Annotated in this window: 21 protein-coding genes and 1 pseudogene; 5 read left to right on the top strand and 17 right to left on the bottom strand. The window is 60.1% G+C overall.

From position 1 onward, the window contains the following. Positions 1-177 precede the first annotated feature (177 nt). The 12 genes and pseudogenes from ACJJU9_RS22590 to ACJJU9_RS22645 form a co-directional block, all read right to left on the bottom strand. Positions 178-921 (bottom strand): annotated as a pseudogene (locus ACJJU9_RS22590) (methyl-accepting chemotaxis protein); the annotation flags it as partial. Between the two features lie 417 nt (positions 922-1,338). Continuing rightward, complete coding sequence (locus tag ACJJU9_RS22595; RefSeq protein WP_048366595.1) at positions 1,339-2,628, bottom strand: adenylosuccinate synthase; 1,290 nt, start codon at positions 2,626-2,628, stop codon at positions 1,339-1,341. 54 nt (positions 2,629-2,682) lie between these two features. After that, on the bottom strand, positions 2,683-3,870 hold the full coding sequence (locus tag ACJJU9_RS22600; RefSeq protein WP_048385271.1) for an ATP phosphoribosyltransferase regulatory subunit: 1,188 nt from the start codon (positions 3,868-3,870) through the stop codon (positions 2,683-2,685). A gap of 344 nt (positions 3,871-4,214) precedes the next feature. Further along, entirely contained in the window at positions 4,215-5,087 is an 873-nt protein-coding gene (hflC, locus tag ACJJU9_RS22605; RefSeq protein ID WP_048366597.1) for a protease modulator HflC, read from the bottom strand. After that, entirely contained in the window at positions 5,087-6,271 is a 1,185-nt protein-coding gene (gene hflK / locus ACJJU9_RS22610) for an FtsH protease activity modulator HflK (RefSeq protein WP_407729570.1), read from the bottom strand. The genes hflC and hflK overlap by 1 nt, the downstream gene beginning before the upstream one ends. Positions 6,272-6,367: 96 nt before the next feature. Continuing rightward, positions 6,368-7,669 carry a ribosome rescue GTPase HflX gene (gene hflX, locus ACJJU9_RS22615; RefSeq protein WP_407729571.1) on the bottom strand — a complete coding sequence of 434 codons (1,302 nt, stop codon included), beginning with the start codon at positions 7,667-7,669 and terminating at the stop codon, positions 6,368-6,370. 12 nt (positions 7,670-7,681) lie between these two features. After that, complete coding sequence (gene hfq / locus ACJJU9_RS22620) at positions 7,682-7,942, bottom strand: RNA chaperone Hfq (protein WP_048366600.1); 261 nt, start codon at positions 7,940-7,942, stop codon at positions 7,682-7,684. Positions 7,943-8,032: 90 nt separating this feature from the next. Then, entirely contained in the window at positions 8,033-9,013 is a 981-nt protein-coding gene (gene miaA / locus ACJJU9_RS22625) for a tRNA (adenosine(37)-N6)-dimethylallyltransferase MiaA (RefSeq protein ID WP_048366601.1), read from the bottom strand. Then, positions 9,013-10,923, bottom strand: coding sequence for a DNA mismatch repair endonuclease MutL (mutL, locus tag ACJJU9_RS22630; RefSeq protein WP_407729572.1), 1,911 nt, complete (start codon positions 10,921-10,923; stop codon positions 9,013-9,015). The genes miaA and mutL overlap by 1 nt, the downstream gene beginning before the upstream one ends. Then, positions 10,920-12,362 carry an N-acetylmuramoyl-L-alanine amidase gene (locus ACJJU9_RS22635; protein WP_206540839.1) on the bottom strand — a complete coding sequence of 481 codons (1,443 nt, stop codon included), beginning with the start codon at positions 12,360-12,362 and terminating at the stop codon, positions 10,920-10,922. The genes mutL and ACJJU9_RS22635 overlap by 4 nt, the downstream gene beginning before the upstream one ends. A 2-nt stretch (positions 12,363-12,364) precedes the next feature. Then, positions 12,365-12,835, bottom strand: a complete 471-nt coding sequence (gene tsaE, locus ACJJU9_RS22640) for a tRNA (adenosine(37)-N6)-threonylcarbamoyltransferase complex ATPase subunit type 1 TsaE (RefSeq protein WP_407729573.1) — start codon at positions 12,833-12,835, stop codon at positions 12,365-12,367. After that, on the bottom strand, positions 12,823-13,683 hold the full coding sequence (locus ACJJU9_RS22645; RefSeq protein ID WP_407729574.1) for an NAD(P)H-hydrate dehydratase: 861 nt from the start codon (positions 13,681-13,683) through the stop codon (positions 12,823-12,825). The genes tsaE and ACJJU9_RS22645 overlap by 13 nt, the downstream gene beginning before the upstream one ends. A 62-nt stretch (positions 13,684-13,745) precedes the next feature. Between ACJJU9_RS22645 and queG the strand changes: the two genes are divergently transcribed. Continuing rightward, positions 13,746-14,819 (top strand): tRNA epoxyqueuosine(34) reductase QueG, encoded by a 1,074-nt coding sequence (gene queG / locus ACJJU9_RS22650; protein ID WP_048385263.1) that lies wholly within the window; start codon positions 13,746-13,748, stop codon positions 14,817-14,819. 148 nt (positions 14,820-14,967) lie between these two features. Here queG and ACJJU9_RS22655 read toward each other — a convergent pair whose 3' ends face one another. Together ACJJU9_RS22655 and orn are read right to left on the bottom strand one after the other, a co-directional pair. Beyond that, positions 14,968-15,579 carry a trimeric intracellular cation channel family protein gene (locus ACJJU9_RS22655; protein ID WP_407729575.1) on the bottom strand — a complete coding sequence of 204 codons (612 nt, stop codon included), beginning with the start codon at positions 15,577-15,579 and terminating at the stop codon, positions 14,968-14,970. Positions 15,580-15,710: 131 nt separating this feature from the next. Beyond that, positions 15,711-16,253 (bottom strand): oligoribonuclease, encoded by a 543-nt coding sequence (orn, locus tag ACJJU9_RS22660; protein WP_048385261.1) that lies wholly within the window; start codon positions 16,251-16,253, stop codon positions 15,711-15,713. 104 nt (positions 16,254-16,357) lie between these two features. On the opposite strand from orn, the gene rsgA reads away from it, so the two are divergent. Next, positions 16,358-17,389: a small ribosomal subunit biogenesis GTPase RsgA gene (rsgA, locus tag ACJJU9_RS22665; protein ID WP_123751152.1), complete on the top strand. Its 1,032-nt coding sequence runs from the start codon at positions 16,358-16,360 to the stop codon at positions 17,387-17,389. Positions 17,390-17,449: 60 nt separating this feature from the next. Here rsgA and motB read toward each other — a convergent pair whose 3' ends face one another. Together motB and motA are read right to left on the bottom strand one after the other, a co-directional pair. Then, the gene (gene motB / locus ACJJU9_RS22670; RefSeq protein ID WP_407729576.1) at positions 17,450-18,439 is read right to left on the bottom strand and encodes a flagellar motor protein MotB; all 990 of its coding nucleotides are present in this window, start codon (positions 18,437-18,439) and stop codon (positions 17,450-17,452) included. Positions 18,440-18,442: 3 nt separating this feature from the next. Beyond that, positions 18,443-19,294 (bottom strand): flagellar motor stator protein MotA, encoded by an 852-nt coding sequence (motA, locus tag ACJJU9_RS22675; RefSeq protein WP_048366610.1) that lies wholly within the window; start codon positions 19,292-19,294, stop codon positions 18,443-18,445. A 166-nt stretch (positions 19,295-19,460) separates the two neighbouring features. Here motA and ACJJU9_RS22680 point away from each other — a divergent pair, with 166 nt between their 5' ends. From ACJJU9_RS22680 to asd, 3 genes are read left to right on the top strand one after another with little or no spacing between them, the layout of a single operon-like run. After that, positions 19,461-20,999 (top strand): HDOD domain-containing protein, encoded by a 1,539-nt coding sequence (locus ACJJU9_RS22680; protein ID WP_407729577.1) that lies wholly within the window; start codon positions 19,461-19,463, stop codon positions 20,997-20,999. A 42-nt stretch (positions 21,000-21,041) separates the two neighbouring features. Next, positions 21,042-21,869 carry a rhodanese-like domain-containing protein gene (locus ACJJU9_RS22685; protein ID WP_407729578.1) on the top strand — a complete coding sequence of 276 codons (828 nt, stop codon included), beginning with the start codon at positions 21,042-21,044 and terminating at the stop codon, positions 21,867-21,869. Positions 21,870-21,878: 9 nt separating this feature from the next. Beyond that, on the top strand, positions 21,879-22,730 hold the full coding sequence (asd, locus tag ACJJU9_RS22690; protein WP_048385252.1) for an archaetidylserine decarboxylase: 852 nt from the start codon (positions 21,879-21,881) through the stop codon (positions 22,728-22,730). Positions 22,731-22,827: 97 nt separating this feature from the next. Here asd and serB read toward each other — a convergent pair whose 3' ends face one another. Beyond that, entirely contained in the window at positions 22,828-24,042 is a 1,215-nt protein-coding gene (serB, locus tag ACJJU9_RS22695) for a phosphoserine phosphatase SerB (RefSeq protein WP_048385250.1), read from the bottom strand. Between the last annotated feature and the right edge of the window lie 55 nt (positions 24,043-24,097).

Here is a 24,097-nt window from a genome sequence, read left to right on the forward strand (position 1 = left end):
CGCCACTTCATCGCGCTGCAACTGCGCCGCCGCATCCGCCCCGGCATTGCGCATCGTCATCACGCCAATCTCGACCCCTGTGCGCTGGGCCACATCCCCCGCTTCACGCACGATGGGCTGCAACTTGTCGACAAAACGGTCAACCGCTGCCGCCATGTCGCCAATCTCGTCTTTGCTGTTCAGGCCCACGCGCTTGGTCAGGTCACCCTCGCCTGCCGCCAGGTCATTCAAGGCGGCGTTAAGCAGCAGTAACTTGCTCACCACGCGCCGCCCCAACACCACCGCCAGTACCAGCAACACGCCAAGCCCCACCAGCGCCAGGCTCAAGCCGATGCGCCAGCGCAGCGCTTCTGCCGCCTCGCGTACGGTGTGCGCGGTATTGACCTGCATTTGTGCGGCCGCCGCCTGCGCCGACTGCAAACGCGCGCCCAGGGCCTTGGAGCTTTCGCTGGCCGCGCCTTGCAGGCTGTCGTCGACCAACTGATCACTGCTTACGATCAACGACGCAAAACGCTGATCCAGCGCCGCCAGAGACTGTTCGATCGACGCAGTAGAAACGCCCATCAACACTTTGCCGATCACAACGCCGTTGGGGCTGATGGGCGCTTCGAGGTAATACACCGCCGGATCGTTGCGCGCAGCATCGAGGACTTTATCCAGCGCGCGCTCGCCCTTGCCCTTTTCCAGCAGGGCTTTGTTGATCGGGTTATCACGGTTGAGGTAGCGCGTCAGATGCTGCCCCGAGGCATCGTCATACACCACGAACAGCACATTGGGATTGCGCTGGGCACGCCGAGCGAAGTCCGACAGGGTTGGCACATCGTTGTCCCAAATGGCCCGGGACGAAACGGCCGCCAGCAACTGCGCCATGTCGTTCGCGGAGTCTTTAAGGCTCTGCTCAAGCATTTCCCAGAGCTGCATCTGTTCGTCTTTAAGGCGCGGCTCCAGGCCTGCGGTCAGGCGCTGGCGGGTGCTGACCGACAACCCGTCCAGGTTGCTCTTGACCTCACGCCCGGCCAACTCCAGTTCGGCGGCCAAGTGCTTGCTGTCTGCACTCAGCCCCGCATCCAGATCGGACTCCAGGGCCGTGACCGTGCTCCGCGTCAGTGCGACAGCCACCAGCACTTGCACCAAAAGAGCGATACCGAGGGTAACGAATACCGGCCGCAACAAACGGCTTTGTAACAATGAGAGTACGGCAGACACAGAAAACCCCTCCACAACGGTGCCATTATTTTGATGGCACGCTTATGAGGTTTTTGAAGCAAGGGTCATGCCGTGGATCTGGCTAAAACAACAAAGGGCCCCGAAGGGCCCTTTGTTTTGCATCGCGACGTGTTACGCGAACGGGTGACGCAGAACGATGGTTTCGTTGCGGTCCGGACCTGTCGAGACGATGTCGATCGGCGCGCCGATCAGTGCTTCTACGCGCTTGATGTAAGCACGGGCGTTTTCTGGCAGCTCTTCTAGGGTTTTGGCACCCACGGTCGATTCAGTCCAGCCCGGTACTTCTTCGTACACAGGCTGCAGGCCTACGTAGCTGTCAGCGTCGGTTGGCGCCACTTCGTTGCCGTCTGCATCTTTGTAGCCAACGCAGATGTTGATGGTTTCCAGACCGTCGAGTACGTCCAGCTTGGTCAGGCAGATGCCCGAGATGCTGTTCACATCGATAGCGCGACGCAGGATAACGGCGTCGAACCAGCCGCAACGACGGGCACGGCCGGTGGTTGCACCGAACTCGTGACCTTGTTTGGCCAGGTGCGCGCCGACGTCGTCGAACAGCTCAGTCGGGAACGGGCCCGAACCCACGCGAGTGGTGTAAGCCTTGGTGATGCCCAGGATGTAGTCCAGGAACATCGGGCCAACGCCCGAACCGGTCGCAACGCCACCGGCGGTGGTGTTGGAGCTGGTCACGTACGGGTAGGTACCGTGGTCGATGTCCAGCAGCGAACCTTGAGCGCCTTCGAACATGATGTCTTTGCCAGCGCGACGCAGGTCGTGCAGCTCAGCGGTCACGTCCAGCATCAGCGGCTTGAGCAGCTCAGCGTATTCTTTGCACTCGGCCAGGGTCTTGTCGAAGTCGATGGCGGTGTCTTTGTAGTAACCCACCAGCATGAAGTTGTGGTAATCCACCAGTTCACGCAGTTTGGCTTCAAAACGCGGCATGTTCAGCAGATCGCCAACACGCAGACCGCGACGTGCAACCTTGTCTTCGTATGCCGGGCCAATGCCGCGACCGGTTGTACCGATCTTCAGCTCGCCACGGGCTTTTTCACGGGCCTGGTCCAGTGCAACGTGGAACGACAGGATCAGCGGGCAGGACGGGCTGATACGCAGGCGCTCACGCACCGGTACGCCTTTCTCTTCCAGCTTGATGATTTCACGCAACAGAGCGTCTGGAGCAACCACCACACCGTTGCCGATCAGGCACTGCACGCCTTCGCGCAATACGCCCGACGGAATCAGGTGCAGAACGGTTTTTTCGCCGTCGATCACCAAGGTGTGGCCAGCGTTGTGGCCACCTTGGTAGCGCACTACAGCGGCAGCATGTTCGGTCAGCAGATCAACGATCTTGCCTTTGCCCTCATCACCCCACTGGGTGCCCAGGACTACGACATTCTTACCCATAACACTTGTCCTCATTCGCGCAAACTTGGTGCCGGCAACCGCCGGCAGGAAAACTCAAGAAGCCAGCGGCACGACGTGCCACAAGCCGTTCTGCTGAATCAATTGGCGGTCGCAGTCCGCATCACGGGCGGCGGTCTGTGGCTGGCCAGGCAATGCCTGAACCACACGCTGACCTTCACTGCGAAGCTGGCAAACCTGCTGCCAGAGTGCCGCATCTGTGCTGTCAGGCATCCAGATACCGCCAGACGGTAGCTGAACCTCAGCACGCCCCAGGGTTACCAGGGTTTTCAAATCGGTCGAAAAACCGGTCGCCGGACGGGCACGCCCAAACACAGCACCGATATCGTCATAACGACCGCCCTGGGCGATGGAATCCCCAACGCCCGGAACAAACACCGCAAACACCACACCTGTGTGGTAGTGATACCCACGCAACTCACCCAGGTCAAAATACAGCGGCAACTGCGGGAAACGCACCGACAACCGCTCGGCAATTGCCTGCAAGTCGTCCAGAGCAGCCATCACCTCGGCCGGAGCCTTGGCCAGACGCTCACGCGCAGCAACCAGCACTTCACGGCCGCCACACAAACCCACCAATGCCTGAAGCATGTCGGCCAGATCGGCCGGCAAACCTTCGGTCAAGGCTGTTACTTCGTCGATCGCCTTGCGTTGCAGGGCGTCGAACAATTGTTGTTCCACTTCAACCGACAGGTTGGCCGCACGGGCCAGCCCACGGTAAATGCCGACATGCCCCAGGTCCATGTGCACATCCGGCACATCGGCCAGTTGCAGCATGGCCAGCATCAAGCTGATGACTTCTACGTCGCTGCTCGGGCTGGCATCGCCATACAACTCGGCGCCCAACTGGATCGGGCTGCGCGAGGACGACAATGCACGCGGTTGAGCATGCAGGACGCTGCCGGCGTAGCACAGACGGCTCGGGCCTTCATGACGCAAGGTATGCGCATCAATGCGCGCCACTTGCGGCGTGATGTCGGCACGAAAACCCATCTGGCGACCCGTCTTGGGGTCAATAACCTTAAAGGTCCGCAGATCGAGATCCTGGCCAGCCCCTGTCAGCAGGGATTCCAGGTATTCAATATGCGGGGTGACGACGAACTCATAGCCCCAGCTCTGGAACAGATCCAACACCTGACGCCGCGCGACTTCAATGCGCGCAGCCTCTGGTGGAAGTACTTCTTCGATGCCATCTGGCAGAAGCCAGCGGTCTACCGTTGCCATTACGCCATTCCCCTATGATCCGGGTGGCCAGCCAGCAGGCAAGCCTTGAGTAAAGCAGAACGTGGCTGCGTCTTTAGCGCGCACAGCAAAAAAGCCTGAATGACAGGCTCAGCACATTCCTCGAAAAATCTACCGATGCTGTCACAGCCATCCGGTCAATCAAACATGCAGACGCAAAAAAGCCGGGAATTTCCCGGCTGCCGCATCATACACACGTTTTCTAAAAGGATCACCCCGCGAGGCAATTTGCCCGCCCGGCGGAGTGCGTGTACAGGATGCTTTTTTGCTGCAGGAGCGAGCTTTTGGAGATCAAAAGATCGCGAGGCAAGCTCGCTCCTACAGGTTTACTGCGGCTTGGACTTGTCCAGGTAGCGGAAGAACTCGCTGCTTGGGTCCAGAACCAATACGTCGCTCTTGTTCGCAAAGCTTTCGCGATAAGCGCGCAGGCTGCGATAGAACTTGTAGAACTCCTGGTCCTGACCGTAAGCCTTGGAGTAAATCGCAGCAGCCTGAGCATCGCCATCACCGCGTGCTTCTTCGGACTGGCGATAAGCCTCGGCCAGCAGAACACGACGTTGACGGTCGGCGTCAGCACGAATGCCTTCTGCCAGCTCGTTACCCTTGGCCCGATGCTCACGTGCTTCACGCTCACGCTCGGTGCTCATACGTTCGAAAACGCTGCGGTTTACTTCTTTGGGCAGGTCAATGGCCTTGACGCGAACGTCGACCACTTCAATACCCAGCTCTTTCTCAGCCATTTTGTTCAGCGATGCAGTGATGTCAGCCATCAATGCATCACGCTCACCCGACACCACTTCGTGCAGGGTGCGCTTACCGAACTGGTCACGCAGGCCCGATTCCAGACGACGCGACAGGCGCTCGTCAGCAATCTGCTTCATGCCCGAGGTCGCGGTGTAGAAGCGCTCGGCATCTTTCACACGCCACTTGGCGAAAGCATCGACCATGACCGCTTTCTTTTCCAGCGTCAGGAAACGCTGCGTCGGTGCATCCAGCGTCATCAGGCGGGCGTCAAACTTGCGCACCTGGTTAACGTAAGGGATCTTCACGTGCAGGCCTGGCTGAACATCGGCCTGAACCACACGGCCGAAGCGCAACAGCACGGCACGTTCGGTTTGCGAGACGATGTAGAAGCTGTTCCAGGCAACGATCGCCACAACAACGGCAACAATAAGGGCGACCAGCGATTTATTGCTCATCAGCGACTCTCCCTGGTACGCGGTGGTGTCGGCAGATCCGTGTTGATGTGCGTGCCAGCATCAGAACTGCTCGCCGCAGCTGCCGAACCCGTTACCGAGTTGCTGCCGCCAGTACGGCCTTCAATCATTTTGTCCAACGGCAAGTACAGCAGGTTGCTCTGGCCGTTTTTGTTGCCGGTCACGAGTACTTTGCTGGTGTTGCTGAAGACATCCTGCATGGTGTCCAGGTACAGACGGTCACGGGTCACGTCAGGATTTTTGCGGTACTCGGCCACCAGCTTGGTAAAGCGGTCAGCTTCACCCTTGGCGCGAGACACCACTTCATCGCGGTAACCGTTGGCATCTTCGATGATGCGCTGTGCCTGACCACGGGCTTCCGGAACCACGCCATTGGCGTAGCTTTCGGCCTGGTTGCGGGCACGCTGCTCGTCTTCACGGGCACGGATCACGTCGTCAAAGGCTTCTTGTACTTCACGCGGTGCAGCAGCGTTTTGTACGTTGACCTGAGTCACCGTAATACCGGTTTTGTAGGTATCGAGGAAACGCTGCAGGCGGTCCTTGATCTCTACGGCCATTTGTTCACGGCCATCGGTCAACACCTGGTCCATCGACGTGGAACCCACGACGTGACGCAAGGCACTGTCTGTGGCTTGCTGCAGGCTGACTTCCGGTTGATCAACGTTCAGCACGTAGTCGCGCAGGTTGCTGATCTTGTACTGCACGGTCAGCGGCACTTCGACGATGTTTTCGTCTTCAGTGAGCATCTGGCCCTGCTTGGTGTACGCACGCTCACGCGTTACGTTTTCCATGTACTTTTTATCGAACGGCGGCAAGTAGATGTTCAGACCCGGACCTACCGTGTCGTAGTACTTGCCCAGGCGCAGCACGACGGCTTGCTCCTGCTCGTCGACCACATAAACCGCGCTGTACAGCCAGACGGCTGCCATAACGACCAGTACCAGGCCGAGCACACCGAAGCCGGCGCTCTTACCGCCTGAGCCACCTTCGTTGCCACCGCCACCGGTACGTTTTTTTCCACCACCGAACAACCCATTCAGGCTTTCCTGCAGCTTTCGGAAGGCCTCGTCGAGATCCGGTGGTCCCTTGCGGTCGCCATTTTTAGGGCGTTTGCTACCCCAGGGATCTTGATTGTTCGAGTTGCCACCCGGCTCATTCCAAGCCATAGCGCTCTCCATCTGATAAAGCAAAGACGCGCCCACGGCGCGCCGACCAATGCTACAGAATGCCTACCACAGCGGCACGGCCGCTTTAGGAGGCTTTTATTGCAAAGTGTGTTCTTCGATGAATTCCAGCGGTTGCATCCCTTCACGGCTGACCAAGCGATTGAGCTCGGAACGCGGCAGGCGTACGTCCAACAAACTGGAGCCCTCATCGTCATGCGCTTCTTTTTGCACAACCCCCAGTTCGAAGAACTGTGCACGCAGTCGAGCAAAACGTTGCGGCAAGCGCAAGGTGCCAACGAACAAATCACTGCCCAACAACTCGGCAATGGCCTGTTCAAGCAGCTCCAGACCTTGGTTTTCACGGGCCGACAACCAGACCCGCTGCGGTTTGCCATCGGCATCACGCTGGATCTGCGGCTCTACACCTTCAAGCAAATCGATTTTGTTGTAGACCTCAAGGATCGGCAAGTCCTGCGCGCCAATCTCGTTGAGGACGATCATCACCTGTTCGATCTGCTGCATGCGCTCAGGCTCATGCGCGTCGATCACGTGCAGCAGCAAATCCGAATTGCTCGACTCTTCGAGCGTAGACCGGAATGCTTCAACAAGCTTGTGCGGCAAGTGACGAATAAAGCCCACGGTATCGGCCAGTACGATCGGCCCCAGGTCGTCCAGGTCAACGCGGCGCAAGGTCGGGTCGAGCGTGGCGAACAATTGGTCTGCGGCAAATACGTCTGACTGCGTGACCGCATTGAACAACGTGGACTTACCGGCGTTGGTATACCCCACCAGCGACACCGTAGGAATATCGGCGCGTTGGCGCCCTCTACGGGACTGTTCACGTTGGCTGCGGACTTTTTTCAGACGCGACTTGATCTGGCTGATGCGGATACGCAACAGACGGCGGTCGGTTTCGAGCTGGGTTTCACCCGGCCCGCGCATACCAATGCCGCCACCTTGACGCTCAAGGTGGGTCCAGCCGCGCACAAGACGCGTGCTCATGTGATCAAGCTGGGCCAGTTCGACCTGCAGCTTGCCTTCATGGGTACGGGCGCGTTGAGCGAAGATGTCGAGAATCAGCCCGGTGCGGTCAAGCACGCGACACTCGAACACGCGTTCGAGGTTACGCTCCTGACTGGGCGTGAGGACGTGATTGAAAATCACAATGTCGACCTTCTCGGCCTTGACCAGGTCGCGCAACTCCTCGACCTTGCCACTGCCAATCAGGTGCTTGGCCGAAGGCCGATGACGCGGCACGTTGAAAAACGCGACGGTCTCGGCGCCAGCCGATACTGCTAACTCCTGGAACTCCTGCGGATCTTCGTGCGCCTCAGGGTCCTGAACTTCCAAGTGAACGAGGATCGCCCGCTCACCACCACCGTGGCGCTCAAAGAACAAAGGAGACTCCTATCAAGCGTTACCTGGCTCAGCGTCTGCCAGATCAGATTCGCTCGCGCTAGGCAGACGGATCGGACGTACTGGGACGACTGTCGAGATAGCGTGTTTGTAAACCATTTGGCTCACGGTGTTTTTCAGCAGGATCACGAACTGGTCGAACGACTCGATAGTCCCCTGCAGCTTGATACCGTTGACCAGGTAGATGGAAACGCCAACCTTCTCTTTACGCAATGTATTCAAGTAAGGGTCTTGTAGCGAATGCCCTTTTGACATGTGCCGCACTCCTGTAAGGATAAAAAAATAGATACAAAAATTAGATGGCGATGTCGCCATACCCATAGGATAGACGGCAATTTCCGGGACTCAGCTCAATATGGAGACCGATCCCAAGTATTTCAAGGCGCGCGGCAGATTGTCGCAGTCCAGGCTGTCCAGCCAATGTAGATCATCCCAACCGCGCAACCAGGTGAACTGACGTTTGGCCAATTGGCGCGTAGCAATGATGCCGCGCTCCTGCATCTCGGTCGCTGTCAGCTTGCCGTCCAGATAATCCCAGACTTGGCGGTAGCCCACTGCACGTATAGACGGCAACCCGGCGTGCAGGTCACTTCTATCTCGCAGGGCTAAGACCTCGTCGATGAATCCCTGTTCCAGCATTTGCATGAATCTTTGCGCGATTCTTTCATGCAGCACCTGCCGGTTCGCCGGAGCGATGGCCAGTTGGGCGACAGTATAGGGCAATTGGCCGCCGCCAGAAGCTGCTGCTTTGGTAGATTCTTCAGATTGTTTGTGCCGGTGGGCCGTCATGCTCAGGCCGCTCACCCGATACACCTCTAACGCCCGGGTCAGACGCTGCGGGTCATTGGGGTGAATGCGCGCCGCCGACTCCGGGTCGACCGCTGCCAACTGATCATGCAGCGCCTGCCAGCCAAGGCGTTGGGCTTCTTCTTCAAGTTGTGCACGCACCTGCGGGTCGGCGGCCGGCATGTCGGCCAGGCCTTCAAGCAACGCTTTGTAATACAACATTGTGCCGCCCACCAGCAGCGGGATATTGCCCCGTGCGGTGATCTCGGCCATGGATTGCAACGCATCGCGGCGAAAATCAGCCGCCGAATAGCTCTCGGCCGGGTCAATGATGTCGATCAACCGGTGCGGGTGCGCCGCCAGAATCTCTTTGGACGGCTTGGCCGTGCCGATGTCCATGCCGCGATACACCAGCGCCGAATCCACGCTGACCAGCTCACAGGGCAGCACCTTGCTCAGCTCGATCGCCAGATCCGTTTTGCCTGCGGCGGTGGGGCCCATCAAAAAGATGGCCGGGGGTAAAGCTTTGGAACCTGTCATCAGCGACCGCGCAAAAAGAGTTTGTCCAAGTCGTCCAGGCCCATTTGGGTCCAGGTGGGACGACCATGATTGCACTGACCGCTGCGCTCGGTGTTTTCCATGTCACGCAACAAGCCGTTCATTTCCGGGATGGCCAAGCGCCGATTGGCGCGGATCGCGCCGTGGCACGCCATGGTGCCGAGCAATTCGTTGAGGTGCGCCTGGATCCGGTCACTGGTGCCGTATTCCATCAAGTCGGCCAGCACGTCATGCACCAGGCGCTGCGCCTCGGCCTGCTTGAGCAAGGCCGGGATCTGGCGAATGGCCAGAGTCTCCGGGCCCAAGCGCTGCAACTCGAAGCCCAGGCGGCGGAACCACTCGCCGTGCTCTTCGGCGCAATCGGCTTCACGCTGGCTCACTGCAATGGACTCAGGCACCAGCAGCGGCTGACCGCTCAGGCCTTCGCTGGCCATGGCGATTTTGAGGCGCTCGTACATGATCCGCTCGTGGGCCGCGTGCATGTCCACCAGCACCAGGCCGTGGGCGTTTTCCGCGAGGATATAGATACCCTTGAGCTGCGCCAGGGCAAAGCCCAATGGCGGAATATCACCCTGCCCCTCGGGCATCGGCGCCGCCGTGGCCTCGGGCAATGGCGCGAAAAACTCGCGGTAGGCATTTTTGGCTTCGGCGGTCGCCATGGACGGCCCGGAAGTCGGCGGCCGGTAGTAAGACTGATAACCCGCCCCCGCGCCGGAGCTCGGCACATGCGCGGCCGGTGCCGCCTGAGGCTGCTCCAGCAGGTGCGCGGCCAGGCGCATCTCGCCTTGCGGGCCGAACTCACCGGCGTCGATCCCGGTCGGGCGTTCAGCCCCCGGCACCGGCGCAGGCGCGGCCAGTTGGTCTTCGGGGCGTACGTCGCCCAGCGCGCGGTGCAGCGTGCCGTACAAAAAGTCGTGCACCATGCGCCCGTCACGGAAACGCACTTCGTGTTTGGTCGGGTGCACGTTGACGTCGACCACCGACGGGTCGACTTCAAAAAACAGCACAAAGGTCGGGTGCCGACCATTGAACAGCACATCGCGGTACGCCTGACGCACCGCGTGCGCCACCAGCTTGTCGCGCACCGCACGGCCATTCACATAGAAGTACTGCAAGTCGGCCTGGCTGCGAGAAAACGTCGGCAAGCCCACCCAGCCCCACAAATGCAGGCCGTTACGCTCGACCTCGATGGGCAGCGCCTGCTCCAGGAACGCCGGGCCACACACCGCCGCCACCCGCCGGGCGCGGGCCGTGGCATCGCGGGCTTCGTGCAGATTGAGGATGCTTTTGCCGTTGTGGCGCAAGTTGAACGCCACATCAAAACGCGCCAAAGCCAGACGTTTGATCACTTCTTGCAGGTGATCGAATTCGGTTTTTTCGGTCTTGAGGAATTTACGCCGCGCCGGGGTGTTGAAAAACAGGTCGCGCACTTCAACCGACGTGCCCACCGGGTGCGCCGCTGGCTGAACCCGCGGAGCCATGTCGCGGCCTTCGGTTTCGACCTGCCACGCCTGCTCGGCGCCACGGGTGCGCGAGGTCAGGGTCAGGCGGGCCACCGAACTGATCGATGCCAGCGCCTCGCCCCGAAAGCCCAGGCTCATCACCCGCTCAAGGTCTTCAAGGTCGCGGATCTTGCTGGTGGCGTGTCGCGCCAGCGCCAGCGGCAAGTCGTCACTGGAAATACCGCTGCCGTCGTCACGCACCCGCAGCAGCTTAATCCCGGCCTGCTCGACGTCAACATCTATGCGCTTGGCACCCGAGTCGAGGCTGTTTTCCAGCAACTCTTTAATCACCGAGGCCGGGCGTTCAACCACTTCACCCGCCGCAATCTGGTTAGCCAGCCGCGGGCTAAGCAGTTCAATGCGGGCGCTGTTCATCACCTCATCACTCATTGCTTGGTCACCAGCTCGGTGGCCGGAATGCTCAAGTTTTGACCGATTTTCAGTTCATCGCTTTTCAAGCCGTTGGTGGAGCGCAGCGTCGCCACGCCCACTTGGTAACGCACCGCAATCATCGCCAGGGTTTCGCCTGGGCGAACCGTGTGTTCACGGGCCCCTTGGGCGATTTTGCCGGTATCACGCAGCCAGGCGATGTACGTGCCCGGCGGCGGGTTTTGCTGGAAGAACTGGCGCACGCCACTGCTGATCGAACGCGCCAGCGCTTGCTGATGGCTGGTCGAGGACAGTTTCGAGGCTTCGTTGGCGTTCGAGATAAACCCGGTTTCCACGAGGATCGACGGGATATCCGGCGACTTGAGCACCATAAACCCGGCTTGCTCCACGCGCTGCTTGTGCAACGGCGTGACCCGGCCGATGTTGCTCAGAACCTTCTGGCCGACGTTAAGGCTGGAGGTCAGCGAGGCGGTCATCGACAGGTCGAGCAGTACGCCTGCGAGCATTTTGTCTTTGTCGTCGAGGCTCACGTTGCCCGCGCCGCCGATCAAGTCAGAACGGTTTTCGCTGTCAGCCAGCCAGCGCGCCGTCTCGGACGTGGCGCCGCGTTCAGACAAGGCAAACACCGATGCACCAAACGCCGCCTTGGACGGCGCAGCGTCAGCGTGAATCGATACAAACAGGTCGGCACCCTTTTTACGGGCGATTTCGGTACGGCCACGCAACGGGATGAAATAGTCGCCGGTACGGGTCAGCTCAGCCCGGAAGCCGCGCATGCCGTTGATCTGGCGCTGCAACTCTTTGGCAATCGCCAGCACCACGTTCTTTTCGTGTTGGCCCGCAGAACCGGAAGCACCCGGGTCTTCACCGCCGTGGCCGGGGTCGATCACCACAACAATTTCGCGCTTGCCGCTCGGCACCGGCGGCAGCTTGATATCAGGCTGGGCAGGCGTGACCGGAACAGGGACCGGTACCGGCACCACAGGCACCTTGGCCACTGTCGTCGCGGGCAGGCTTGGGGTCAGGTCTGCGCCCTGATCGAACAAATCGACCACCAGGCGGTTGCCGTACTGGGCGTTAGGGGCCAGCACAAAGCTTTTGGGGGTGACCGGTTTTTTCAGGTCGATGACCACCCGCAGGTCGGTCGGCGTGCGCTGCGCCGAGCGCATGCTGGTGATCGGCGTATTGGCCGTGGCCACATTCAACGGTCCGGCCAGGGTGGCACCGTTGATATCAATCACCAGACGGTCTGGCGCCGTCAGCGTAAACACGCTGTGCTGCACCGGACCGGTCAGGTCAAACACCAGCCGCGTGTTGTCCGGGGCACGCCACAAACGCACGCTTTTCACTTGTGTCGCTGCTATGGCATTAACCGCCATGACACTCAGCAACAGACCCACGACACTCACTAACGCGCGAAAGCGCATACCAAACCCCATCATTATTTGTGTTCCAGCGCCACTGCGGCACACCAAGCCTCGCCACGCGAGCCTTGGGGCGACAGCGTCAGCGCCCGCCCGGTGTTATGCGGCCTAATGGTAATGGTCAGGTCAGGCTTTGGCAAAAAGCCTGCACCTTGTTGGGGCCACTCAATCAAGCATAGGGCGTCTTCGTCGAAATAGTCGCGAATCCCCATATATTCCAGCTCTTCCGGGTCAACCAGGCGATACAGGTCGAAGTGAAAAGCGCGGATGTCGCCAATTTCGTAGGGTTCAACCAGGGTAAACGTCGGGCTTTTAACCGCGCCGGTGTGGCCCAGGCCGCGAATAATGCCGCGTGACAGGGTGGTTTTACCCGCCCCCAAGTCCCCTTCCAGAAAAATCAGCCCATGCCCCTGGGTGATGCGGGCCAACTGCTCGCCAAAGGCGACCATGGCCTCTTCATCCGCCAGATGCAGTGTTAATTCAGACACGGTGTTTGCTCCTCCAACAACTGACGAATGGCTGGTATCAAATCACTGGCCGCCAGCCCACGGCCCATTTGTCCTTGTTGTTCACCGGCACGGGCATGCAGCCACACCGCGAGGCACGCGGCATCAAAGGCGCTCATGCCCTGCGCCAGCAACGCACCGACCACACCGGCCAACACGTCGCCCAAACCCGCCGTGGCCATGGCCGGATGCCCATGCGTGCACAGCGCCAATTGACCTTCCAGCCCGGCAATCAACGTGCCCGCCCCCTTAAGGACGCACACTGCTGAGTATTTTTTAACCAGCGCACGGGCCGCCGCCGGGCGATCCGCCTGCACCTGCTCGGTGCTCAAGCCCAGCAAACGCGCGGCTTCGCCGGGGTGCGGGGTGAGCACGCAGCCTGCTGGCAGCGCACAGTCAGCGTTGGACAACAGATTGAGCGCATCGGCATCCCAGACTTGTGGCTTTTTTGCCTGAGCCGCCGCCGACAGCAAGCTGCGCCCCCACGCGGCCTGCCCCAACCCCGGCCCCACCACAACCACGCGGGCTTGCGCCAACACGCCCATTAACTGGTTGGCCGACGACACGCCGAGGGTCATCACCTCGGGCAAGCGGGTCAAGGCCGCGGGCACATGCTCCGGGCGGGTGGCCAGTGACACCAGCCCGGCACCACAGCGCAAGGCGCTCTGGGCGCTGAGGGTAATGGAGCCGCCAAAACCCCGGTCACCGCCAATCAGCAGCACATGGCCGAACTGGCCTTTGTGGGCGTCGGGCGCACGTGCAGGCAGCCGTGGCAGGGTGTCTGCCAGCAGCGGTTGGGGGTCAGCAAAGAGGTGTTTGGTCTGCGGCATGCGTGTCGGGCTCCGATGTCTGGCAGAATTATACGCATCTCAGCTCTGGTTTCTCTTGCCTCATGCCTGCTATTACTGCCGACCTCCCCGCTCTCGCCCAGTCCATCAAGGAATGGGGCCGTGAGTTGGGCTTTCAACAAGTCGCCATTGCCGGCCTTGATCTGGGGGAACACGAGCAACACCTTGAACGCTGGCTGGCCGCTGGCTACCACGGCGACATGGAATACATGGGCGCCCACGGCAGCAAACGTTCGCACCCCGAAGAGCTGGTGCCCGGCACCTTGCGCGTGGTGTCGTTGCGCATGGACTACCTGCCCGGCGACACGCACATGGCGCAATTGCTGGCCCAACCCGAAAAAGCCTACGTGTCGCGCTACGCCCTGGGCCGCGACTACCACAAGCTGATCCGCAAACGCGTGCAACAGTTGGCCGATCGCATTCAGGCCGAAATAGGCCCGTTCGGCTTTCGCGCCTTCGTTGACAGCGCCCCGGTGCTGGAAAAAGCCATCGCGCAAAAAGCCGGGCTGGGCTGGATCGGCAAAAACACCCTGGTGCTCAACCGCAAGGCGGGCAGTTACTTCTTTTTAAGTGAACTGTTTGTCGACATACCGCTGCCCGAGGACGAACCCCACACCACCGAGCACTGCGGGCGCTGCAGCGCATGCCTGGACATTTGCCCGACCAAGGCGTTTGTGGGGCCGTATGTGCTGGATGCGCGGCGGTGCATTTCGTACCTGACCATCGAGCTTAAAACCGCGATCCCGGAAGAACTGCGCTCAATGATGGGCAACCGGGTGTTTGGCTGCGACGACTGCCAGATCGTCTGCCCCTGGAACCGCTTCGCCCGCAGCACCCTTGAGGGCGACTTCAAGCCCCGGCACAACCTGGACAACGCCGAACTGGCCGAATTGTTCATGTGGGACGAAGACAAATTTTTGAGCAGCACCGAAGGTTCGCCCCTGCGCCGGGCCGGTTACGAGCGCTGGCTGCGCAACTTGGCGGTGGGGCTGGGCAACGCGCCATCGACCATTCCGGTGCTGGAAGCGCTGAAAGCGCGGCGTGAGTACCCGTCGCAGCTGGTGCAAGAGCATGTGGAATGGGCGCTAAAGCAGCATGCTGAGCGGGTTTCTGTGTAAATCGCTGGCCCTCACCCCAACCCTCTCCCGGAGGGAGAGGGAGCTTTACCGAGGTGCTCTCAGGTTCGGCGCAGTCCTTCAGCATCCCCCAATCAGTCCCCTCTCCCTCCGGGAGAGGGCTAGGGTGAGGGGGCGTTTTCCCACCCGATTAATGCTCGTCGTTGTACACGAACTTGGGCATTTCCCAGTTAAAGCGAATCGCCAACAAGCGCAGCAAGAGCCCGCCGAACAAGGTGACGAAGATCGCCTGTTCGTTGGGCATGTTCAGGTAGATGCACAGCAAAAAGCACCACGCGGCCGCGAAGGACACGCTGGCGTAGAGTTCGCGACGGAAGATCAACGGGATGTCGTTGCAGAAGATGTCACGCAGAATGCCGCCAAACACGCCGGTAATCACCCCGCTCACCGACGCCACCAGCATGCCCTGGCCCATTTCCAGGGCGGTCATGCAGCCGATCAGGGTAAACGCCACCAGCCCCAGCGCATCGAGCACTAAAAACAGTGAACGCAAATGGCGCATCAGCGGTGCGATAAAAATCGTCACCAACGCGGCAAAGGTGGTGAGCACCAGGTATTCCGGGTGTTTGACCCACGTCAGCGGGTAATGCCCCAACAGCACATCACGGACCGAACCACCGCCCAGCGCGGTGACGCAGGCAATCAGCACCACACCAAACCAGTCCATGCCCCGACGCCCGGCAGACAGCGCGCCGGTCATGGCTTCAGCAGTAATGGCGACTAAATAGAGCATCAGCAACATGGCGGCGATCCTTGCAATGAGGCGCGCAGTCTACTCAGTTGCTGAGAGCACCAAAAGGGGGCAAAAAACACACCCCCTGCAGGAGCGAGCTTGCCTCGCGATCTTTTGATCTTTAAAGCAAACAGGCGTCTTTAGAACTTGATGAAGTGCTTGCGGTAATGCTGCAGCTCGGCAATCGACTCGCGGATGTCGTCCAGCGCCAGGTGCGTGCCTTTTTTCACCAGGGTATCGCGCACTTCCGGCGCCCAACGGGCGACCAGTTCCTTGAGGGTCGAGACGTCCAGGTTGCGGTAATGGAAGTAGCTTTCGAGGGCCTTCATGTGGGTGTACAGAAAACGTCGGTCCTGGCAGATGCTGTTGCCGCAGATCGGCGATTTGCCTTTAGGCACCCACTGTTCAAGGAAGGCCAGGGTCTGCGCTTCGGCTTCGGCCATGCTCACGGTGCTGTCCTTGACCCGCTGGGTCAGGCCGCTGGCGCCGTGGGTGCGGGTGTTCCATTCGTCCATGCGGGCGAGCACTTCGTCGCTGTGGTGGATGGCAATCACCGGGCCTTCAGCCAAGGTGTTGAGGTTGCTGTCGGTGACGATGGTGGCCATTTCGATAATGACGTCGTTGTCCGGATCAAGGCCGGTCATTTCCAGGTCGATCCAGATCAGGTTCTGCGCGTTGTTCATAAAGGCCTCCAGTGCTTAGTCGCGCAGTTTAGCTTAGGCGCCTGGCCCACGTGCTAAACTCGCCAGCGTTTTACCCTTCTTATCGTTATCAACACGGAACACCCATGGCCAAACGCCAGCTCAATCGTCGCCAAAACTGGCGCATCGAAAAGATCCAGGGCGAGCGCGCTGCCCGCGCCGCCAAACGCGAATCCAGCGCCCTTGAAGCGCTTGAGGGCGGCGACTTAGGCCCCGAGCAACTCGGCCTGGTGATCGCGCACTTCGGTGTGCAGGTCGAGGTCGAGGCTCAAGAAGGCGAGCTGAAAGGCCAGACGTTCCGTTGCCACTTGCGCGCCAACCTGCCCGCATTGGTCACCGGTGACACCGTGGTGTGGCGCGCAGGCAATCAGGGCATCGGCGTGATCGTTGCCCAGTTGCCGCGCAAAACCGAATTGTGCCGCCCCGACAACCGTGGCCAGCTCAAGCCGGTCGCGGCCAACGTCGACATGATCGTGATCGTCTTCGCGCCAATGCCCGAGCCTCACGCCAACCTGATCGACCGTTACTTGGTAGCCGCCGAGCACGCCGGGATCCGCCCGTTCCTGCTGCTGAACAAGGCAGATTTGATCGACGATCAAAACGCACCCGCTCTGAACGCACTGCTGGGGGTTTATCGCCAGTTGGGCTACCCGGTGCTGGAAGTGTCTGCGCACCACGGTGACGGCATGCAGCAGTTGCAAGAGCAACTCAACGGCCGTATCAGCGTGTTTGTGGGGCAATCGGGCGTGGGTAAATCTTCGCTGGTCAACAGCTTGCTGCCGGAGGTCAACCTGCGGGTCGGGCCGCTGTCGGAGCTGTCCGGTCAGGGCACGCACACCACCACCACCGCGCGGTTGTTCCACTTCCCGGGCGGCGGTCAGTTGATCGACTCACCGGGTATTCGTGAATTTGGCCTGGGCCACGTCAGCCGTGCCGATGTCGAGGCGGGCTTTATCGAGTTCCACGACTTGATCGGCCGCTGCCGCTTCCGCGACTGCAAGCACGACCGCGAGCCGGGCTGCGCGTTGTTGATGGCCCTGGAAGACGGCCGTGTGCAGCAACAGCGCATGAACAGCTATCGCTCGATTATTGCGAGCTTGCCGGAAAGCAGTTACTGAGGCCGGGCTTGTCTCACGATCGTTTAAAAGATCGCGAGGCAAGCTCGCTCCTACACAGGTTTAGGGGTTTGCCGGGGGCTTGTCATCAAACAAGTTCAGCTTCTGGCGCTCTTCATGCATCGGCTTTGGCTGCTGGTCGGGCGGTAAGGTGATCGGGTCATCCAGGGCTTTGGGCAACTGCTCAGCCTTGACTGGGTCCGGCCCTTGTTCACCCTCAATCGCTTGTTGGGCCTTTTTGGTCAGCACCACGATGTCGATCCGGCGGTTGACCGGGTTGTTCGGGTGGGCCTTGTCGAACAGCACTGACGAGGCGTACCCCACCACCCGCGCCACCTGACTGTCGGGGTAGCTTCCCGCCACCAGTGTGCGCCGCGCCGCGTTAGCGCGGTTGGCAGACAACTCCCAGTTGCCGTAATCGCCCGTGCCCGCATAGGGCATGGCGTCGGTGTGACCGCTGATGCTGATCTTGTTCGGCACCGCCGCGATGGTGTCGGCCATGGCCAGCAAAATGTCTTCGAAATACGACTTGAGACGCGCACTGCCCACGTCAAACATCGGGCGGTTTTCAGCGTCCATCACCTGGATACGCAAGCCGTCCGGGGTGATTTCGAACAACAGCTGGTCTTTGAATTTCTTCAGTTGCGGGTTTTCTTCGACCTTGTTTTGCAACTCCTGAAGCAGCAACTCAAGGCGCTCCTTCTCAACCTGCTCGGCCATGCCCTGGATCTGGTCTGCATCGATTTTGATCTTGTCCGGCACCGGCTCCTTTTTCTCTTCCGGGTTGAGAGTGTTTTCCGGCGCCAGTGCGGGGGTGCCGCCCAGGTCGATGGTGTACGGCGTGCCGCTTTCAGAGAAACCGATCGGGTCTTTAAAGTAGCCACCAATGGCGATTTTCTGCTCTGGCGTGGCGGCGGTCATGAGCCACAGCACCAGAAAGAACGCCATCATCGCGGTGGCAAAGTCCGCAAAGGCGATCTTCCAGGCGCCGCCGTGGTGGCCTGCGCCATAGCGCTTGACGCGCTTGATGATAATCGGCTGATTGTTTTCCATAACTCAGCGACCGCGAACCACTTGTTCCAGCTCGGAAAAGCTCGGCCGGTGCTTGGGGTACAGCACTTTGCGGCCAAATTCGACGGCCAGCGAAGGCGGCATGCCCGAGGCCGAGGCCACCAGCGAGGCTTTGATCGACTCGTAAACATTGATCTCTTCTTTGGCGTCATGGGCCAGCGACGTCGCCAGCGGGCCAAAGAAGCCATAGGCCGCGAGGATACCGAAGAACGTCCCCACCAACGCCGCACCCACGTGCATGCCGATGGCCGCCTGATCGCCCTCACCCAACGATGCCATTGTCACAACAATGCCAAGTACTGCGGCCACAATGCCGAAGCCCGGCATCCCGTCGGCGATGCCGGTGATGGCGTGGGACGGGTGCTCGAGCTCTTCCTTAAGGTTGAACAGTTCCATGTCGAACAGCCCTTCCAGCTCGTGGGGCGCCATGTTGCCCGACGACATGATGCGCAGGTAATCGCAGATAAACGCGGTCATGCGCTCGTCTTTCAATACGGTCGGGTACTTGGCAAAAATCGGGCTGGCCGCAGGGTCTTCAACATCAGCCTCAATGGCCATCATGCCTTCGCGGCGGCTTTTATTGAGGATCTCGTACACCAGGCCCAGCACTTCCAAATAGAAGGTGTGGGTAAAGCGTGTGCCGAACATGCTGAGTGATTTTTTGATCACGTGCATGGTCATGTAGCCGGGGTTGGCCTGCAGGAATGCACCAAAGGCAGCCCCGCCGATGATCATGACTTCGAAAGGCTGAATCAGCGCTCCGATCTTGCCGTGAGAGAGTACGTAGCCGCCGAGCACGCTCGCAAACACGACGATGATGCCGATAATTTTAGCCATAGGTCATTAAGGTACTTTTTGAGTCCGGTTCAAGGTCATATTCCAGCGTCGCTAAAACTCTTCTTATCCTTATCGGCTAATCTGCGCCAGACTATAGTCGTTCAAGCCGAAAAGCCATTTGGCCCTATAGGGCCTTTAAACAATAGATGATGACCGCGCGACCATCATGGCGAATGAAACCGTTCCATCGACAGTCATACCTGCTTCTCTGGACGCGTGGGTCAGCCACCTCGACGCGGTGCGTTTGCCGATCCCGCAGCGCAGCCATGTGTTAGTCGGCAAGACCCTCAGCGACAGTCGGCGCTCATTGCGCGAGATCGCCGAAGTCATGCAAGACAGCCCGGCGCTGGCGCTGAGCCTGATCCGCGAAGCCAATCAACATGCGCAAAGCAGCCTGACCGAGCCCGCCGAAAGCCTTGAAGTGGCGCTCAATCGGCTGGGGCTAAAACGCACACAAGAGTTGCTCGAAAGCATGCCGGTGCTGCCAGCCGAAGACATCCCCGTTGCCCTGCGCCAAGTGCTGCTCATCAGCCAGCACGCGGCCCAGCAAGGGATCGGTCTGTTCGGCAACCGCCTGGCCAGATTGTGGCAAGAAGTGTACTGGGGCAGTTTGCTGTTCTTCTCGCCGTTGTGGGCCATGGCGATGACGCACCCCAAACAGCTGGAAGAATGGGAAGCGCGGGTGATTCAAAAAGGCGAATGTGCCGACAAGGTTGAACGGGCACTGTTCGGCGTGCGCCTGTTCGAGATCTGCCGGGCATTGGCCCAACTGTGGCGGCTGCCCGAATGGATCATGCAGGGCTACGCGGTGATCACCGACGATAAACGCACGTTGATCCGCGTGCTGCATATTGCCCGCGACACCCATCGCCCGCTGCACCAGCAGCAACAACTGGATGCCGACCCGGCCCTGCGCCGCTGGCTGAGCCATCCCGCCAACAGCCTGTTGCTGGCCAACGGTTTGGCGCTGTCCGCGCAACAGGGCTGGGACTCGCCACACAACCTGCGCTGGCAGTACCTGACCAGCCTGTACTTGCAACTGCCGCTGCATGAAGTGCAGCAGCAAGTGCACCAGAACGCCGCGAGCAGCGCCCGCTATCACTCAACCCCGGACCTCTGGCACCCGGCGCTGGCCTTGCTCATGCCGTGGGAGGCGCGCCGCGTAAACACCCACGGGCAACCGGCCCCGCCACCGTCCGCGCAAGCCTTGCAGGCCTGGCGCAAATACTGCGGGCAACTGCTGGAAGAACCGACGGCCTTCGCCAACCCGATGCACCTGACCTTGTGCGCGCGTGAAGCCCTGCAAGCGTGCGGCATGCGCCGGATCATCCTGCTGATGGCCGATAAAACCTCGAGCCTGTTGCGCGCGTTTCAAGTGCTCGGGCTGCCCAAAACTGCGTTCGACATGACCTTGAATGTCAACGACAGCCCTGCCCTGCAACGCTTGATGGCGCAACCGGCGCAAGTGCGCCTCACGCCCGAAAACAACGCGGTGATTTCGGCAGCCATGCCCGCTAACCTGCGCAGTCTGTTCCCCGGCGAGCATCTGCTGTTACGCTCGCTCAGCAATAACGGGCGCGTGGTCATGCTGATACTGGCCGACCAGGACGGCGGGCCGTTTTCGGAAACCAGCGTGCAAGCGTTTGGTAAAACCGCGCAATGTATCGAGAAAGCGCTGCACACCTTTACTGCTCGCGGGCGCTAACGCTTGCGCTACAATTCACCCCTTTTTTGCTCTGGAGAACACATGCCTGACTTCTCTGGCTTGCCGTTAGTCATTGAACCCCGCGACCTCAAAGCCCGGCTCGATGCGCCCCATGTGATCGTGGTCGATCTGAGCAGCGCTGCACGCTACGAAGCCGGGCATATCCCGGGCGCCCGCTTTGTCGAGCCCAAACGCACGCAACTGGGTTTGCCACCGGCACCGGGCCTGCTGCCGACCCAGGCCGCGCTCGAAGCGCTGTTTGGAGAACTGGGGCACGCCCCAGACGCGGTGTACGTGGTCTATGACGACGAAGGCGGCGGCTGGGCCGGGCGTTTTATTTGGTTACTGGATGTTATCGGGCACCGGGCTTATCACTATCTGGACGGTGGCATCCACGCCTGGATTGCTGAAGGCTACGACGTTGCCCAAGACGTACCGCCAGCGGTCGGCGGCCCGGTTGCCTTGACCTTGCACGACGAACCCACTGCCACCCGCGAGTACCTGCAAAGCCGCCTGGGCGCTGCAGACCTGGCCATTTGGGACGCCCGCAGCGCCGCCGAATACCGTGGTGAGAAAGTGCTGGCAGCCAAGGGCGGGCACATCCCGGGCGCCGCGAATTTTGAATGGACCGCAGGCATGGACAAAGAACGCAGCCTGCGTATCCGCACCGACATGCCCGAGATTCTCAAGGACCTCGGGATCACGCCGGACAAAGAAGTGATTACCCACTGCCAGACCCACCACCGCTCTGGCTTTACTTATCTGGTCGCCAAAGCGCTCGGTTATCCGCGCGTCAAAGCCTATGCCGGTTCTTGGGGCGAATGGGGCAACCACCCTGACACGCCCGTCGAGCCGCCTGTAAAACACTAAGGATTTTGCATGAAAAAGCGTTTGTTCCTTCTGAGTCAGTACCTGTTGCCGCACCATCTGTTGTCGCGCCTGGCGGGCTGTATTGCCGAATGCCGTGTGCGCTGGTTTAAAAATGCGTTCACCACCTGGTTCGCCAAGCGCTACCAAGTGGACATGTCCCAGGCGTTGATTGAAGACGTCACCGCCTACGAGCACTTCAACGCCTTCTTCACCCGTGCCCTGAAAGACGGCGCCCGCCCGCTGGACCCAACGCCCGGCGCCATCCTCAGCCCGGCAGACGGCGCAATCAGCCAGCTCGGCCCGATTGAACACGGTCGCGTGTTCCAGGCCAAAGGCCACAGCTACAGCGTGCAAGAACTGGTGGGCGGCGATGCTGCTGTGGCAGCACAGTTTATGGGCGGTGAATTCGCCACTATTTATCTGTCGCCAAAAGACTACCACCGCGTGCACATGCCACTGGCGGGCACTCTGCGCGAGATGATTTACGTGCCGGGCCGTCTGTTCTCGGTGAACCAGACCACTGCTGAAAACGTGCCGGAGCTGTTTGCCCGCAACGAACGTGCGGTGTGCATTTTTGATACCGAACGCGGCCCGATGGCGGTGGTATTGGTGGGCGCCATGATCGTGGCCTCGATTGAAACGGTATTTGCCGGTCTGGTGACGCCGCCTAAACGCGAGCTGAAAACCTTCCGTTACGACGAAGCGGCCCGTGCGCCGATCCACCTGGAAAAAGGTGCAGAGCTGGGTCGTTTCAAACTGGGCTCGACGGCCATCGTGTTGTTTGGCCCGGAGCAAGTGAAGTGGGCTGAAACCCTGGCGGCCGGTACGCCGGTGATGATGGGCGAGAAGATCGGCGAATAACACCTTTACCTCTGTAGGAGCGAGCTTGCCTCGCGATCTTTTAAACCCTCAAAAGATCGCGAGACGAGCTCGCTCCTACAGGGGATGCGTCAAGGCGTTAGCCCTGGCCGTTACGGTCACGCTGGCCCAGCAGGTACAGCACACCATCCAGACCCAGGGTCGTGATCGCGTATTTAGCCGATTTTTTAACCAGCGGCTTGGCGCGGAACGCCACACCCAACCCGGCAATAGCCAGCATCGGCAAGTCATTGGCGCCGTCACCGACCGCAATGGTCTGTTCCAGGCTCAAGCCTTCCTTGCGCGCCAGCTCTGTCAGCAAATCGGCTTTGCGCTGTGCGTCCACAATCGGCTCGACTGCCACGCCAGTCACTTTGCCATCCACCACTTCCAGCTCGTTGGCGAACACATAGTCGATGCCCAGCTTGGCCTGCAATTGCTTGGCGAAGTAGGTAAAGCCGCCCGACAAAATGGCGGTTTTGTAGCCCAGACGCTTGAGCTCGGCAAACAGCACCTCAGCCCCTTCGGTTAGTCGCAGCGACGCGCCGATCGAGTCCAGCACGCTCACGTCCAGCCCTTGCAGCAGCGCCAAGCGCTCTTTAAAGCTGGCCTTGAAGTCCAGCTCACCGGCCATGGAACGCTCGGTGATGGCCGACACTTTGTCGCCCACGCCTGCGGCCTTGGCCAACTCGTCGATCACTTCGGCTTCGATCAGCGTGGAGTCCATGTCGAATACCGCCAGGCGGCGATTGCGACGGAACAGGGTGTCTTCCTGCAAAGCGATATCAACCTGGAGTTCTTGCGCCAGGTTAAAGAAGGCGGCGCGCAAGGCGTCGATGTCAGCCAGCTCGCCGACCACGCGCAGTTCGATGCAGCTTTTGCTCAGTTCGGTGGGGGCGTCCAGCGGGACACGGCCCGACAAACGATCGGTCTGTTCAATGTTCAGCCCGTGCTGGCTGATCACCGACGTCACACGTTGTAACTCATGGGCCGTTACTTGGCGGCTCATCAGTGTAACCACATGGCGTTTTTGGCTTTGCTCGCTGACCCAGCGCTGGTAGTGATCTTCAGTGATCGGGTCAAAACGCAGTTGCAGGCCCTCATTGGCAATCAAGGGCTGGAGGTCTTTAAGCACCGCGGAGACTTGCTCGGCTTCGGGAATATTCACCAGAAAACCCAACGACAAAACGCCATGGATGACGGCCTGACCGATGTCGAGAATATTCACCCCATTGCTGGCCAACACGCCGGTAATGGCCGCAGTGAGACCCGGACGGTCTTCACCGGTGATGTTTATCAGGACGATTTCGCGCAAGGCACACCCCCATTCGCTAAAAAAAACGCATTCTACCCACTTTCAGTGACCATCG

It is taken from the genome of Pseudomonas helleri, assembly GCF_045830615.1.
GTDB lineage: Bacteria > Pseudomonadota > Gammaproteobacteria > Pseudomonadales > Pseudomonadaceae > Aquipseudomonas > Aquipseudomonas helleri.

Coding starts and splice junctions, on each gene's coding strand:
- ACJJU9_RS22600 (WP_048385271.1), bottom strand. CDS start 3,870: ATGGCAACGGTAGACCGCTGGCTTCTGCCAGATGGCATCGAAGAAGTA.
- hflK (WP_407729570.1), bottom strand. CDS start 6,271: ATGGCTTGGAATGAGCCGGGTGGCAACTCGAACAATCAAGATCCCTGG.
- hfq (WP_048366600.1), bottom strand. CDS start 7,942: ATGTCAAAAGGGCATTCGCTACAAGACCCTTACTTGAATACATTGCGT.
- rsgA (WP_123751152.1), top strand. CDS start 16,358: ATGGCCAAACGCCAGCTCAATCGTCGCCAAAACTGGCGCATCGAAAAG.
- mutL (WP_407729572.1), bottom strand. CDS start 10,923: ATGAGTGATGAGGTGATGAACAGCGCCCGCATTGAACTGCTTAGCCCG.
- asd (WP_048385252.1), top strand. CDS start 21,879: ATGAAAAAGCGTTTGTTCCTTCTGAGTCAGTACCTGTTGCCGCACCAT.
- miaA (WP_048366601.1), bottom strand. CDS start 9,013: ATGACAGGTTCCAAAGCTTTACCCCCGGCCATCTTTTTGATGGGCCCC.
- ACJJU9_RS22635 (WP_206540839.1), bottom strand. CDS start 12,362: ATGGGGTTTGGTATGCGCTTTCGCGCGTTAGTGAGTGTCGTGGGTCTG.
- orn (WP_048385261.1), bottom strand. CDS start 16,253: ATGAACAACGCGCAGAACCTGATCTGGATCGACCTGGAAATGACCGGC.
- ACJJU9_RS22680 (WP_407729577.1), top strand. CDS start 19,461: ATGGCGAATGAAACCGTTCCATCGACAGTCATACCTGCTTCTCTGGAC.
- ACJJU9_RS22645 (WP_407729574.1), bottom strand. CDS start 13,683: ATGCCGCAGACCAAACACCTCTTTGCTGACCCCCAACCGCTGCTGGCA.
- ACJJU9_RS22685 (WP_407729578.1), top strand. CDS start 21,042: ATGCCTGACTTCTCTGGCTTGCCGTTAGTCATTGAACCCCGCGACCTC.
- ACJJU9_RS22595 (WP_048366595.1), bottom strand. CDS start 2,628: ATGGGTAAGAATGTCGTAGTCCTGGGCACCCAGTGGGGTGATGAGGGC.
- hflC (WP_048366597.1), bottom strand. CDS start 5,087: ATGAGCAATAAATCGCTGGTCGCCCTTATTGTTGCCGTTGTTGTGGCG.
- ACJJU9_RS22655 (WP_407729575.1), bottom strand. CDS start 15,579: ATGTTGCTGATGCTCTATTTAGTCGCCATTACTGCTGAAGCCATGACC.
- motB (WP_407729576.1), bottom strand. CDS start 18,439: ATGGAAAACAATCAGCCGATTATCATCAAGCGCGTCAAGCGCTATGGC.
- queG (WP_048385263.1), top strand. CDS start 13,746: ATGCCTGCTATTACTGCCGACCTCCCCGCTCTCGCCCAGTCCATCAAG.
- motA (WP_048366610.1), bottom strand. CDS start 19,294: ATGGCTAAAATTATCGGCATCATCGTCGTGTTTGCGAGCGTGCTCGGC.